Source organism: Pseudomonas sp. IPO3747, from assembly GCF_013385245.1.
Lineage (GTDB): Bacteria > Pseudomonadota > Gammaproteobacteria > Pseudomonadales > Pseudomonadaceae > Aquipseudomonas > Aquipseudomonas edaphica.
On record NZ_JACAQL010000004.1, the window covers coordinates 530907 to 544845 of the forward strand.

Below are 13939 nucleotides of genomic sequence, written 5' to 3' on the forward strand. Positions count from 1 at the left end.
CCAGGTCGCTTTTGGCGTATTCCCACGCTGTGCTGCGCAAATGGCCTGGAAGGACACTGATTATTCCCACGCGAATAACTGACAATATTCACCGTTAATATCCGATCAACGGTTCTACCCGCTGACGCACGTTGTCGTACCCGCAAAACAGAGCTGACCCGGAACACTATGGAAAACAGACGAGGCAAAGGGCTTTCATTTGCCAGACGTATCTACAAGCCAAGGATCATCGGCCTGGGTATCGGTTGTATCAGTGTGGCCGGCGCCCTTTATCCCCTGGCGATGCCGGGCTGGGTGTGGGCGTTCCTGCTGTTCAATGGCTATGCCTGGGCGCATGTGGCGTATCAGCTCTCGACCCGTTCGCAGTTTCCCTATCAGGCTGAACAGCGCAACCTGCTCTATGACTCGTTGTTCGGTGGTTTCTGGGCCGCCGCCACCCAGTTCACGCCCCTGACGGCCGTGACCGTGCTGTCGATGATGACCATGAACAATGTCGCGGCCGGCGGCAAACGCCTGTTTCTGCGCGGGCTGCTGGCGCAAGCGGCAGGTACCGCGGTGGCGTGGGGTTTGTTCGGGGTCAAGTTCAACCCCAATGTCAGCCTAAGCCAGGTCTACACCTGCCTGCCGATGCTGACGCTCTACCCGATGGCCATCGGTATGGTCTGCTACCAACTGGCGATCAAGCTCTCGGAACACAAACGCGCCCTCAGCGCCCTGAGCCGTATCGACAGCCTCACCGGCCTGCTCAACCATGGCTCGTGGAAAGACCTGTTGAACCTCAAGTTCCATAAGTGCCAGCAGCAAAGCAGCCACGCCACTATCGCGCTGATCGACATCGACCACTTCAAGCAGATCAATGACACCTACGGCCATATCGTCGGTGATGCGGTGTTGCGCCAACTCAGCCAAGAGTTGCGCCTGCACCTGCGGGAAAACGACTTGGCCGGCCGCTATGGCGGCGATGAGTTCTGTGTGATTTTGCCGCAAATGCCGCTGGAAGAAGCCGCAAAAGTCATGGAACGCATGCGCGAAACATTCGGCAACTATCGTAATGCCCAGATCCCGGAGTTGCGCGTGAGCCTGAGCATTGGCCTGGCCGACTTCCAGCCACTGTTCAGCGATGCCGCGATGTGGCTCAACGCGGCGGACCGTGCACTGTACACAGCCAAGGAAACCGGGCGTAACCGGGTTAATGTCAGCGATTACGTGGTCGCCCATTCCGCTTGAGTTGTCCGATAACACCTCGTCTGAATCTTCCGCCCGCGCCTCGCAGCGATAGCATAATGCCGCCACTGGTCGCCTGCCCAAAAATGGTCCTGCCCTAACGGCGAACTTCTTGGCAGGCTGATCACTCTGAACCCCTTGTTCCGCCCCCTCTGTCAGCACCAGGAAGCTGACAATGAGCAAGTCAACCGTAAGGCCCAGGGCCATACGGGGTCAGGCGCCTATTCATGGATACCTCTGACGCGTGCTTCCCCGAGCTCTCGAACATGCTATTTAACGCCCATAAAAAAACCATCAGTACCCTGCAATACACCAATGCCCAGCAGGCCAGCCTTCTCGACGCGATTGAGCGCTCCATGGCCGTTATCGAGTTTGACCTGCAAGGCAGCGTGCTGCGTGCCAATGACAACTTCCTCAAGACCATGGGCTACCGCGCCGAGCAGATCCTGGGCCAGTCACACCGGATGTTCTGCACACCCGCGTTCGCCCGCAGCGCCGAGTACAACCAGTTGTGGACGCACTTGCGCAATGGCCAATTCCAGTCCGGCACCTTTGAGCGGCTGGCCGGCAATGGCCAGTCAGTATGGTTGGAAGCGAGCTATAACCCGGTGCGCGATGACACGGGCCAAGTGATCAAAGTGGTGAAGTACGCCATGGATGTCACCCCGCGCCTGCAGGCCGAAAGCGAAGCCAACGCCAAGCTGGGCGCCATCGACCGTGCCATGGCAGTGATCGAATTCAACCTCGACGGCACCATCATCACCGCCAATGACAATTTTCTGCAGCGCATGGGCTACAGCCTGGCGCAGATCCAGGGCAAACATCACCGCATGTTCTGCACACCGGAGCTGGCCAACAGCGCGGCGTATACCGAGTTCTGGAAACGCTTGAACCAGGGCGAACTGTTCAACGGCCAGTTCGAGCGCGTTGATAAACACGGCCAGACCCTGTGGCTCGAAGCCAACTACAACCCGGTGTACGACGCCAGCGGGCGCCTGTGCAAAGTGGTCAAGTTCGCCTCTGACGTCACCGCCAGGGTGCAACAGCACGCAGCCGACGCCGCCAGCGCGGCCCAGGCTTACCATATTTCCCTGAATACCCGGGATGTGGCCGAAAAAGGCGCCGACGTGATTCAGCAAACCGCCAGTGGCATGCGCGAAATCGCTGCAGACATCGACACCTCCTCGCAACTGATCGCCAAGCTGGGTGAGCGTTCGCAGCAGATCACCGCCATCGTCAACACCATTCGCGGGATCGCCGACCAGACCAACCTGCTGGCCCTCAACGCCGCCATCGAGGCGGCACGCGCGGGTGAGCAAGGCCGTGGTTTTGCCGTGGTGGCTGACGAGGTGCGGCAACTGGCAGCCCGCACCAGCGGCTCGACGGCGGAAATCTCCAGCATGATCGCGATGATCCAGGACGAGACCCGCCAAGCCATCGAGAGCATGGACAGCACCCGCGACCGCGCGGCGCTGGGGGTCGACCTGGCCAACCGTGCGGGCACGGTGATCCTGCAGATTCGCGAAGGCACCACCGAGGCGGTGCAAGCGGTGAGCGCGTTCGCCAACGAGCGCGGCAACACCTGACCGGTTCTTCATGTGTGTGTCGGGGGGCGCGGTCTATAGTGCTAGCTTGTCTTAACGCTTAGGATTCGAGCCCGCCATGACCCCCGACAAGCCAGACGCCGTACCTGTCGATCACCTGCGCTTCCACCGCGGCCACGCCCATCTGGCGCCGACCTTTGGCAACGACACCTTTGCCCTCAAGGCCGAAGCCTTCGCACGCTTCTTTGGCACGCCGACCTTTCTCGGCGCGCAAACCGCGATCGTGGTGGTGTGGGTGGTGCTCAACATCACCGGCGTCACGCATTTTGACGTGTACCCGTTCATCCTGCTCAACCTGGCGTTCAGCCTGCAGTCGGCTTACGCCGCGCCGCTGATCCTGCTGGCCCAGACACGCCAGGCCGCCCGCGACAAAGCCCAGTCCGATGCCGATGCGCAACACCGCGAAGCCCTGGCCATTGCCAATACCGAACGCCAGGCCCAGGCCGCGCAAACCACCAAACAGTTACTGGAATTGCTGGAGCAGAACACCCGGCTGACGGAAATGACCAAGCAACTGACCGAGCGTATCGAGACGTTGACGTGCGAGATGCATGAGCAGTTTGTGCGAAAACCCTGAGACGTTTACCCAGAGGAACTCTTCTGGGGCTGGCAAGCGGGCTTGTTGTGGCGAGCGGGCTTGCCCCGCGTTGGGCTGCGCAGCAGCCCCAGTAAAGTCGATGCGGTACTTAAAGCAAAAACCGCGGCGTCTGGTTTTGGGGCCGCTGCGCGCCCCAACGCGGGGCAAGCCCGCTCGCCACAACAAGCCCGTTCGCCACAATGCTCAAGGCAGCCGAATATGCCGCCCCAACTCATCAAACAAGGTCACCACCGAGCGCAGTGCCCGGCAGTCCGGGCGTGTCAGCAGCCATAGCGCCGTATCACGCCCCGCCAGCGCGGGGCCGAGTGGTTGCAAACCGTCCTCCAACAGAAAGTCCGGCAGCGCCGCCACGCCCAACCCTGCCCGCACCAGTTCGGCGACCGACAACATGCTGTTACAGCGATAACTGGGACGCACACCCGGCAGGTGTTCACGCCGCCAGGCTACGGTGGAGTGATCGGGCAAGAAGTCATCCGGCGCGATCCACGCCAGCTCGGCCAACTCACGCCCCTGGTTTTGGCGGGCATAACCCGCGCTCGCGCACACCTGATAGGCCACGGTGCCCAGTCGACGGCCAACCAGATGCTCCGGCGGCGTCTTGGTCAGGCGCAGCGCAATGTCCGCGTCGCGGCGGCTGAGGTTGGCAAAATCATTGGACGTGCTCAACTCCAGGGTCAACGCCGGGTAGGCCGGCATGAACTGCGCCAGCGCCGGTAGCAGCAACCCCTGTAGCACCGAGTCGGTGCAGGTCAGGCGCACGGTGCCGCTGATTACTTCACCACCCTGCTCCACCCCGATGCGCGCCGCTTCCAGCGCTTGCTCGGCCTGTTCGGCCTGCTGCGCCAGGTGGCTGGCCAAACTGGTGGGCAGGTAGCCGGCACGGCTCTTTTCGAACAGGGTCTGGCCCAGGGCCGCCTCCAGCCGTCGCACGGCACGGAACACCGTGGACACATCCACCCGCAGCAGCGCCGCCGCCCGCGCCAAGGTGCCGCCACGCACCAGCGCGAGAATCAGCGACAGGTCCGGGTAATCGAGCTGATAGTGCGTGGCTGCATTGAGCATGTGGGCAAACGCCAATTTTGATTGCGTGAGCGCCAATCTATAGTGCGCCTCAGGACACCACAAGCCATGGGAAGTACACAATGAAAACCACCCCTCTGCACCTCGCCCTGATCGGTGATTACAACCCCGACGTAACGGCCCACCAGGCCATCCCCATGGCGCTGCAACAGGCTGCCGGCGCCTTGGGCCTGAACGTGCAGTTGCACTGGCTGGAGACCGACTCGATCACCCCGGCCACCGAACTGCATGCCTTCGACGGCTTCTGGTGCGTGCCCGCCAGCCCCTACCGTGATGCCGACGGCGCACTGCGGGCGATTCGTTTTGCCCGCGAGCAAAAACGCCCATTCCTGGGCACCTGCGGTGGTTTTCAACACGCGGTCATCGAATATGCCCGCAACGTGCTGGGCTGGGCGGATGCGGAGCATGGCGAACTGGCGCCCGAGGCTAGGCGCGCGGTTATCACGCCGCTTGCGTGTTCCCTGGTCGAAGCCACCGGCAGCATCCGCCTGGCGCCCTACACGCGTATCGCCGAGGCTTACGCCAGCCTGGAAACGGAGGAAGGCTACCGTTGCAGCTACGGCATCAACCCCGAGTTCGCCCAGGCATTACTCGAGGGCGACCTGATCCCCAGCGGCCACGATTCGGCGGGCGATCTGCGTGCCGTCGAACTGCTGGGCCATCCGTTTTTCGTCGCCACCCTGTTTCAGCCCGAACGCGCGGCACTTAAAGGAATTACGCCGCCACTGGCGGTTGCCCTGCTCAAAGCCTGCCAGGCGCAATCGGTATGATCGCCACCACACCCGCCCCGCCCTATTACGCCGTGATTTTCAGCTCGTTGCGTACCGAAGGCGATCAAGGTTATAGCCAGGCCGCCAACCGTATGTTGGAACTGGCGCGCGGACAACCGGGGTTTCTGGGTGTTGAGTCGGCGCGGGAAGACGGCATGGGCATCACCGTTTCCTACTGGGAAAGCGAAGCGGCGATTTTGGCCTGGAAGCAACAAACCGAACACAGCCAAGTGCGCGAGCAAGGCCGCGCCAGTTGGTATTCGGCGTTTCACACCCGCGTGTGCAAGGTCGAGCGGGCTTACACCTTCGAGCGTTGAAACACAGCCTCAAGCCCCCTGCAAAAACCTGTGGGAGCTGGCTTGCCTGCGATAGCATCAACTCTGTGTGCCTGATACACCAAGGTGTCTGCATCGCAGGCAAGCCAGCTCCCACAATTAGACCGAAGTGTCTCAGGACAATGGTGATCGAGCAGGTGGCCGCCTTAGCGAGCAAGCCCCACAGGTTGCTCTCCACTTGCCTGGACCTGACTCACCAAACTGCGCAACGCACTGATCTGCGGGATCTCCACCCGGCGCATATACACGCGCAACGGCTCGGTGATGTTGATACGGTCATCGATATTCTGGTCCAGCAGCAACTGCAGGCGTTCGCGCGACAGGGTCATAGTGTGGTCGGCGGCCGGCAGCCAGACAAATTCGGCAGTGGGGATGATGCCGTCATCGGCCACGTCCATGCCGAAGGCGTCTTCGCTGAAACGCACGATGTAGTAGCCGGTTTTGCGGTTAAGGCCGACAAAACCCTGGAGTTGGTCGGCGGCCTGGCAGATAAGCTCGGAAGTGATGCGCATGGTAAACCTCACTGAAAAGTCCCACAGGGACTGGAAAGATGGTTTACACGCGTGGCAGAAATTACTGCCCTCTAACGGGGCAGCTTTGGCCAAGAATACTGCAACGCAGCACAAAAAAACCCACAAAAATGCCTCGTGAGTACCTTAATGTCGGTTTGGTGATAGCGCCTTTCGCAATCAATTGTTAAAAAGGACGCCTTCTCAAAGTTACCTCCACGAAAGGACTTCGCATATGCCTGTCACGTTTACCAAGAGCGCCCTGCTGCTCGCTCTGATGCTCGGCCTTGGTCAGGCACAGGCTGCCGACCCGATCAGCCCGGCTGAATTGGCGACAAACGAAGGCATTCCGTACCCGGCTGTCATTGCTCACCGTGGCGCATCCTACGACGCCCCCGAATCCACCGCGGCGTCCTACAAGCTCGCCCGCGACCTGGGTGCCGACTACCTGGAAATGGACCTGCAGCGCAGTAAAGACGGCGTACTGTTCGCCCTGCACGACAACAACCTGCAACGCACCACCGACGTGGCCACCAAGTTCCCCGAGCGCAAAGACGCTCCGGCCAACGAGTTCACCTGGGCCGAACTGCGCACCCTGGACGCCGGCAGCTGGTTCAACGCCGCTTACCCGGACCGTGCCCGCCCGGCGTTTGTTGGCCTGAAAATCCAGAGCCTGGACGAGATCATCAAGATCGCCGAAGGCAACCCGCAGCACAAACCAGGCCTGTACATCGAGACCAAGGAGCCCAAGCAGTTCCCGGGCATCGAAGCCGACCTGAAAAACAAGCTGCTGGATAAAGGCTGGTTGAGCTCCGCCGGTTCCAAGCTGGGCAAGAGCAACACCGGCGTGGGCCAGGGCAAAGGCCGCGTGGTGCTGCAGACGTTTGAAAAAGACAGCTTGAAAGAGCTGCAGAAAGAAATGCCCAACACCCCGAAAATCCTGCTGTTGTGGGTTGGCCCAGGCAGCATCGAGCCTAAATCGGCACAAACCTTCGCTGAGTCCGGCGAAACCACCAAGGCCGCCTACTACGCCAAGCAAGAGCCAAAAGACGCCGCCGAGTTCGAAAAGTGGGTGGACGAAGCCAAGAGCCTCGGCGCCATCGGCACCGGCCCTTCGGCCGAGCTGACCAACCACGGCGACCAGAGCTACACCGACCTGGTGAAGCCTGAGATGAACAAGCTGACCCACGACAAAGGCCTGCTGGTGCACGTCTACACCGTCGATGAGCCCGTGGACTTCGAAAAAGTCATGAAAGCCGGCGTTGACGGCATCTTCACCAACCGCGCCGCCGAACTGCTGAAGTTCTACAAGCGCTGGCCTTCGTCGAGCGTGCAGGACCTGCTCAAGGACAACGGCTACTGAGTAATTGGTGGGTGTCATTGCGCCATTAAGGATGAATTAAGTTGCGCTGGTTAATCTGGCGCCACTTAAACAGCTCACCGAAGAAGGACACACACCATGAAAACCCTGACCGCCCTGTTCGCCGCTACCGCCTTGACCCTGACTGCCGGGTTGGCCCAGGCGGATGTTCGCCCGGACCACATTGAAGGTTTGCTCAAGTCCGGCGCCGTGATGCCGTTCGAAAAACTCAACGCCGCCGCCGTGGCCAAACACGCCGGTGCCAGCATCACTGACACCGAGCTGGACCACAAAAATGGTGTGCTGGTCTACGAAGTTGACCTCACCGACACCGCCGGCAAACGGTTTGAAGTGAAGCTCGACGCCAAGACCGGCGCCGTGCTGGAAGACAAACTGGACACCTGAGTCATCGTTTAAAAAAACCGCGCCACGTTTAAAGTGGCGCGGTTTTTTTATGCCTGCTCGCCAGCCATCACGGAGGGTTGATCAAATTACACCGACAAAGCGCAGGCCTGCGCCTGGAAACCCGCTGAGCGAGTTTTCAAACTGTCACAAAATCGTCATCCCGCCTTGCAATGATTCGCCCACGCGAACCTGTGAAACGTCCTACAGGCGCTTTCTCTGCGAGCCTCCATGAACCACAGCATCGACCACAGCCACCAGGATCCCGATCTGTTTGGCTTGCTTTACGGTTTTCGTTTTCGGCCCGGTGAAAAGGGCGAGCAAATTGATTCAGCGACCGCGCTGGCCGCGCTAAAAGCGCCGCAAGACCCGGAAGAATTCCTGTGGCTGCACCTGAACCTGGCCCACGCCGCCTGCGAGCGCTGGATGCAGGCCAACCTGTCATTGCCCGACGAGTTTTTCGAAGCCCTGCACGAAGGCTCGCGCTCCACGCGTATCGAACACGTCGACTCGGCCTTGCTCGCAGTGGTCAACGACGTGGTGTTCAACTTCAGCAGCATGGTTTCGTCGGATATCTCCACGCTGTGGGTCTGCGCCCGCAGCCGTTTGCTGGTGAGTGCACGCCTGCAACCGCTGCACTCGGTGGATAAATTGCGCTCGTCGGTGAAGGCCGGTGAACGCTTTCGTTCGCCCCTGGAACTGCTGGTGCATCTGTTGCGCGACCAGGGTGAGGTGCTCACGCAGATCGTGCGTAAAACCAGTATCAGCGTCGACCATATCGAAGACCAGTTACTGTCCTCGCGCCTGTCCACCAACCGCGCCGAACTGGGTGCCGCACGCCGGGTGCTGGTGCGCCTGCAACGTCTGCTGGCACTGGAGCCGGGCTCGCTCCTGCGCCTGCTCAACCGCCCGCCGCAGTGGCTGCAAAAGGAAGACGTGAAGGAGTTGCGCAAATCCACCGAGGAGTTTGCGCTGATCATCAACGACCTCACGGCCCTGGGCGAACGCATCAAGCTGTTGCAGGAAGAAATCGCCGCCAACCTCAACGAACAAAGCAACCGCACGCTGTTTACCCTCACCGTGGTGACGGTGCTGGCGCTGCCGATCAATATCATCGCCGGTTTTTTTGGCATGAACGTGGGCGGCGTGCCGCTTTCCACCGACCCGGAAGGGTTCTGGATCCTGGTGGCGCTGGTGGCGACGTTTACCCTGATTGCCGGGCGCTGGGCGTTCCGTAAGCGCAAAGACTATTGAATTGCAATACAGTCAAATTGTGGGAGCTGGCTTGCCTGCGATGGCTATCTACCAGCCAACTGTTCATTGCCTGATGCACCGCTAACGCAGGCAAGCCAGCTCCCACATTGATTGCACTCTGACATTAGCCTTCTGGTGTTTTATAGATCAGCGGTAGGCTCAATTCCTTAAACACTGACCTACCGCAGCATCTCTGTAACATTCTGCAATGATCATCAAGACCATCCTCCCCACACTGGATGCTCCGGCATGGCCACCCCTTCCCTGACCGCTTCCAACACCGCCACACACGCAGACCCCAAACCCCGGCTGGATACAAAACCCGGCCTGCTCACCGTGATCATTTTCTTCGCCGTGCTCGCCATGGGCTTGTTGTTTACCGCCTACAGCCTGATGCACGACATGACCGAACTGGGCACCGTGGTCACCACCTGGACGCCGTTCCTGCTGCTGGGCGTGGCGCTGTTGATTGCCCTGGGCTTTGAGTTCGTCAATGGTTTCCACGACACCGCCAACGCCGTGGCGACGGTGATCTACACCAACTCGCTGCCGCCGCACTTTGCGGTGGTATGGTCGGGCTTTTTCAACTTCCTCGGCGTGCTGCTGTCCAGCGGCGCGGTGGCGTTCGGCATCATCGCCTTGCTGCCGGTCGAGCTGATTTTGCAGGTCGGTTCCTCGGCCGGCTTCGCCATGATTTTTGCGCTGCTGATCGCGGCGATCCTGTGGAACCTCGGCACCTGGTGGCTGGGCTTGCCAGCCTCGTCATCGCACACCCTGATCGGCTCGATCATCGGCGTCGGCGTCGCCAACGCCCTGATGCACGGGCGTGATGGCACCAGCGGTGTGGATTGGAGCCAAGCCACCAAGATCGGTTATGCCCTGCTGCTGTCGCCGCTGATCGGTTTTGCGTTTGCCGCCCTGCTGTTGCTGGCGCTGCGCGCCTTTGTCAAAAACCGCTCGCTGTACAAGGCCCCCAAGGGCGACACCCCGCCGCCATGGTGGATTCGCGGTGCGTTGATCGCCACCTGCACTGGTGTGTCGTTCGCCCACGGCTCCAACGACGGGCAAAAAGGCATGGGCCTGATCATGCTGATCCTGGTGGGGACGCTGCCGATGGCGTACGCGCTGAACCGCACCATGCCGGCCGAGCAGTCCTTGCAGTTTGCTGCGGTGGCTGAAGTGACCCAAGTGGCACTGGTGAAAAGCGCACCACAAGTATTACCGGGCGACCCACGGCCGATTCTCTCGACCTATGTGCGCACCAAGGAAGCCACCCCGGAACTGGTGCCGGCCCTCGCCGCCCTCGCCGGCCAGATTGGTGACGAAGTAAAAGGCTACGGTTCCCTGGCCAAAGTCCCCGCTGAAGCCGTCGGCAACGTGCGCAACGACATGTACCTGACCAGTGAAACCATTCGCTTGATGGACAAGGGCAAGGTCGGCAACTTCGACGCCGACACCCAAGGCAAGCTGAAACTGTTCAAAGACCAGATCGACGCGTCCACACGCTTTATCCCGCTGTGGGTGAAGATCGCCGTGGCCATCGCGCTCGGGCTGGGCACCATGGTCGGCTGGAAACGCATCGTGGTCACGGTGGGCGAAAAAATCGGCAAGACGCACCTGACTTACGCCCAAGGCGCCTCGGCCGAGACGGTGGCCATGCTGACCATCGGTGCGGCGGATATGTTCGGGCTACCGGTGTCGACGACCCATGTGTTGTCGTCGGGTGTGGCAGGCACCATGGTCGCCAATGGCGGTGGCTTGCAGATGAAGACCATCCGCAATCTGCTGATGGCCTGGGTGCTGACCTTGCCGGCGGCGATTTTGCTGTCGGGCAGCCTGTACTGGCTGTTCACCAAACTGTTCTGACCTCGGTGGGAGCTGGCTTGCCTGCGATGGCGTCACCTCGGTTCAACTGACAGACCGAGGCGCTTGCATCGCAGGCAAGCCAGCTCCCACACAAACCTGCTCCCACATGGGTTTTAGGGTGTGTCAGTGATTGAACAATCCAGCCATGGCCTTCAAGCGCTTTTTGTAGATTCGCCGCGCCTCCAGTGCTTCCTCCAGTGTCACCGCCACAAACCCCGCCCGCTGGTTCGGCTGCATCTGCCCGATCAAGTCCAGGTCGGCACTGATCACTGTGCCGATCATCGCGTAGCCGCCACCCGACACCGCATCGCGGTGCAGCACAATCGGCTCCAACCCCGCCGGCACCTGGATCGAACCGATCGGGTAGCAACTGTCGACGATATTCGAGGGGTCCGAGCCAGCACCAAACGGTTGTTCGCGTGGTTGAAAACTCAAGGCGCTGCCGCCCTTGAAGCGATAGCCGATGCGATCCGCCTCGGAGCCCACCGTCCACGGCTCAGCAAAAAAACTGCTTTTTGCCGCATCCGTCAGGCGCTCGTAATACAGCCCTGGCACCACGCGCAGGGTCACGTCGCCACCGACCGAACGGCGCAAGGCCATCGGTAAGCTATTGCCCGCGCGGCCTGTTCCACTGGCCTCGCCGATCGGCAGCTCATCGCCTTCCTGCAAGCGCCGCCCTTCAAACCCACCGAGCGCACCAAGGGTGTACGTCGAGCGGCTGCCGAGCACCCGCGGCACGTTGATGCCACCGGCCACCGCCAGGTACGTGCGCGCGCCGGCCTTGGGAAACTCAAAGCGCAGCACTTGCCCGGCGCGGACCTGAAAGGCGGTGTCCTGATGCACCACTTCACCATCCAGACGCGGCGACATCAGCGCACCACTGAGCGCCACCAATGCGTCCTGGCGAAACTCCAGTTCAGGGCCGATCAGTGTGCATTCCAGGCCCGCCGCACCGGCTGGGTTGCCAACCAAGTGGTTGGCCGCACTCAATGCGTACTGGTCCAGGGCGCCCGAAGGAGGAATGCCCAAGTGGTAATAACCTTCACGACCCAGGTCTTGCACAGAAGTGGCGAGGCCGGGTTTGAGGACCTTGATCATGCCAGCGCCTCCTGCAGGGTTTTCGGGTAGCCGATGGGGTCGGCGAGAAACGCATCGAGGGAAAATTCCACCGGGCGGATACGCAAATCAAAACGCCCTGCCTCCACTTCGGCCACCGCCAAATCGTAGGCGTCGCGGTCCATCGGTTTGAACTGCACGATGTCACCCGGGCGGAAAAACACCATGTGTTCCTTGAGGTACGCCAACTGCTGCGCCGGGTCGTAGATTGGCGCCGGGGTTACGCCAAACATCTGGTAACCACCCGCGCCGCGCACTGAGTAAATGCAACCGAAACAGCCGCCATGGCCGAGGGTCAGTTTGGGCGTGTCGGTGCGCGGACGCAGGTACTTGGGCACCTGCAATTGCCGCTCGCGCTCGACCATCTGGAACATGAACGGCAAGCCCGCAACAAACCCGACCATCGACACAAACCACGGCGCGCCACTGTGGGCGGCGATAAACGCGTCCACATCGGCCAGGCCGTTGATGCGTGCGGCGTATTCCAGGTCGGTGCCGCTGGGGTCTTGGTGGCGGTCGCGAAAGCGCATCAGGGTTTCGTGGGTCCAGGGGTCGTTGTAGAGCACCGGGATTTCGATGATGCGCGTGTGCAAGGTGCGCTCGGCCACGGCCTGGGCTTCGGCACTTTGCACGGCGTCGAGCAGCACATGCGGCGCGATACGGTCGGGGTCGAAACGAATCTGGAACGATGCATTGGCCAGGCACACATCCAGCACGCCCTCCAACGCCAGGCGCTCCACGGCGCGGGTCACGGCCATGCCTGTGAAAAAGGCCTCCAGGGACATGCTGTCGCTGACCTCGGCAAACAGGTGTTCATCACCGCCGAAGCTGTAGCGGATGGGGGTGGTTTCAGCCATGTCTGTTCCTCTTGGAATCATTGTAGAAAGGCAGGCAAAAAGTGCTGTTGCGATATTTTTATTGGGGTGCTTATTGAGGTGATCTGACTTCAATCCCAGCCTGGTCCAGGGCTTCGCGGGTGGCTTCCACCAGTTCCAGCGCGCCAGGCGTGTCGCTGTGCAGGCAGATGGAGTCGAATTCGATCAACAGGTCTTCGCCTTCTACGGTTCGCACCCGGCCAGTCTGACAAGCACGCAGGACGCGCGCCGCAACGGTTGCAGGGTCCAGTGCACGCACATTGCGGGTAAACACAATGGACCCGCTCAGGTCGTACTCACGGTCGGCGTAAAACTCGCGCACCACCGGTTGCCCCAGTTCCTTGGCCACGCGCCAGATCACCGAGTTGGGCATGCAATACAGCAACAGCGTCGGCTCGATGATTTGCAGGTTCTGCACCAGCAGCCGAGCGGCTTCTTCGTCGCGGGCCAGGTGCATATAAAGCGCGCCGTGGGGCTTGATATGTTGCAATGTCAAACCTTGGGCACGCGCGATTTCGCGCAGCGCGCCGAGTTGGTAGAGGATGTCATCCACCAGTTCCTGGGCCGGTGCGTTGATGTGCCGACGGCCGAACCCCACCAAGTCACGAAAGCCCGGATGCGCGCCGATGCCCACACCCAGTTGCTTGGCGCGTTCGACGGTGCGGCGCATGGTGCCGGGGTCGCCGGCGTGGAAGCCGGTGGCGATATTGGCCGAGCTGATGTAGGCCATCAGGTCAAAGTCGACGCCATCGCCGATGGTCCAGGGGCCGAAGCCTTCGCCCATGTCCGAATTGAAATCCACTGCCTGCATCGAGGTCGCTCCGCCAAAAGAAGATGACTGAAAGTAGGCTGGGGCTTGACCCCTTGGGAAGATCTATTATCAGATGGCCCATCTTCTGAAAATCAGATACCCAAAGATCGTTCCCACGCTCCGCGTGGGAATGCA

Annotated in this window: 13 protein-coding genes and 2 pseudogenes; 10 read left to right on the forward strand and 5 right to left on the reverse strand. The window is 60.9% G+C overall.

Annotation, left to right across the window (positions count from 1 at the left end):
- Positions 1-168 precede the first annotated feature (168 nt).
- The 4 genes and pseudogenes from HX790_RS09400 to HX790_RS09410 all read left to right on the forward strand — a co-directional run bounded on the left by HX790_RS09400 (position 169) and on the right by HX790_RS09410 (position 3405).
- Positions 169-1227, forward strand: coding sequence for a diguanylate cyclase (locus HX790_RS09400; RefSeq protein ID WP_017137872.1), 1059 nt, complete (start codon positions 169-171; stop codon positions 1225-1227).
- Between the two features lie 263 nt (positions 1228-1490).
- Positions 1491-2261, forward strand: a pseudogene (locus tag HX790_RS29805) (PAS domain-containing protein); the annotation flags it as partial.
- Positions 2262-2375: 114 nt separating this feature from the next.
- A pseudogene (locus HX790_RS29810) lies at positions 2376-2810 on the forward strand (methyl-accepting chemotaxis protein); the annotation flags it as partial.
- 76 nt (positions 2811-2886) lie between these two features.
- A complete protein-coding gene (locus HX790_RS09410; RefSeq protein WP_099550475.1) occupies positions 2887-3405 on the forward strand; it encodes a DUF1003 domain-containing protein in 519 nt (172 codons plus the stop codon).
- Positions 3406-3609: 204 nt separating this feature from the next.
- On the opposite strand, the gene HX790_RS09415 is transcribed toward HX790_RS09410, so the two are convergent.
- Positions 3610-4488, reverse strand: coding sequence for a LysR family transcriptional regulator (locus HX790_RS09415; RefSeq protein ID WP_176991466.1), 879 nt, complete (start codon positions 4486-4488; stop codon positions 3610-3612).
- An 80-nt stretch (positions 4489-4568) separates the two neighbouring features.
- Between HX790_RS09415 and HX790_RS09420 the strand changes: the two genes are divergently transcribed.
- Both HX790_RS09420 and HX790_RS09425 read left to right on the forward strand, forming a co-directional pair.
- Complete coding sequence (locus HX790_RS09420) at positions 4569-5276, forward strand: CTP synthase (protein ID WP_176991467.1); 708 nt, start codon at positions 4569-4571, stop codon at positions 5274-5276.
- Positions 5273-5593, forward strand: coding sequence for an antibiotic biosynthesis monooxygenase (locus HX790_RS09425; RefSeq protein ID WP_176991468.1), 321 nt, complete (start codon positions 5273-5275; stop codon positions 5591-5593). Before HX790_RS09420 ends, HX790_RS09425 begins: the two co-directional genes overlap by 4 nt.
- 164 nt (positions 5594-5757) lie before the next feature.
- Here HX790_RS09425 and HX790_RS09430 read toward each other — a convergent pair whose 3' ends face one another.
- Positions 5758-6123, reverse strand: coding sequence for a DUF2025 family protein (locus HX790_RS09430; RefSeq protein WP_176991469.1), 366 nt, complete (start codon positions 6121-6123; stop codon positions 5758-5760).
- Between the two features lie 232 nt (positions 6124-6355).
- Here HX790_RS09430 and HX790_RS09435 point away from each other — a divergent pair, with 232 nt between their 5' ends.
- From HX790_RS09435 to HX790_RS09450, 4 genes are all read left to right on the forward strand, one after another.
- Positions 6356-7483, forward strand: coding sequence for a glycerophosphodiester phosphodiesterase (locus HX790_RS09435; protein ID WP_017137879.1), 1128 nt, complete (start codon positions 6356-6358; stop codon positions 7481-7483).
- 96 nt (positions 7484-7579) lie between these two features.
- Complete coding sequence (locus HX790_RS09440) at positions 7580-7885, forward strand: PepSY domain-containing protein (RefSeq protein WP_017137880.1); 306 nt, start codon at positions 7580-7582, stop codon at positions 7883-7885.
- Positions 7886-8113: 228 nt separating this feature from the next.
- Positions 8114-9136 (forward strand): transporter, encoded by a 1023-nt coding sequence (locus HX790_RS09445; RefSeq protein ID WP_017137881.1) that lies wholly within the window; start codon positions 8114-8116, stop codon positions 9134-9136.
- Positions 9137-9385: 249 nt separating this feature from the next.
- Positions 9386-11002: an inorganic phosphate transporter gene (locus HX790_RS09450; RefSeq protein ID WP_017137882.1), complete on the forward strand. Its 1617-nt coding sequence runs from the start codon at positions 9386-9388 to the stop codon at positions 11000-11002.
- 123 nt (positions 11003-11125) lie between these two features.
- Here the strand turns inward: HX790_RS09450 and HX790_RS09455 are convergent, their stop codons facing one another.
- The 3 genes from HX790_RS09455 to HX790_RS09465 form a co-directional block, all read right to left on the reverse strand.
- Entirely contained in the window at positions 11126-12100 is a 975-nt protein-coding gene (locus tag HX790_RS09455; protein ID WP_017137883.1) for a biotin-dependent carboxyltransferase family protein, read from the reverse strand.
- The gene (locus tag HX790_RS09460; RefSeq protein ID WP_017137884.1) at positions 12097-12975 is read right to left on the reverse strand and encodes an allophanate hydrolase subunit 1; all 879 of its coding nucleotides are present in this window, start codon (positions 12973-12975) and stop codon (positions 12097-12099) included. Before HX790_RS09460 ends, HX790_RS09455 begins: the two co-directional genes overlap by 4 nt.
- A gap of 70 nt (positions 12976-13045) precedes the next feature.
- Positions 13046-13804, reverse strand: a complete 759-nt coding sequence (locus HX790_RS09465; RefSeq protein ID WP_017137885.1) for a 5-oxoprolinase subunit PxpA — start codon at positions 13802-13804, stop codon at positions 13046-13048.
- Between the last annotated feature and the right edge of the window lie 135 nt (positions 13805-13939).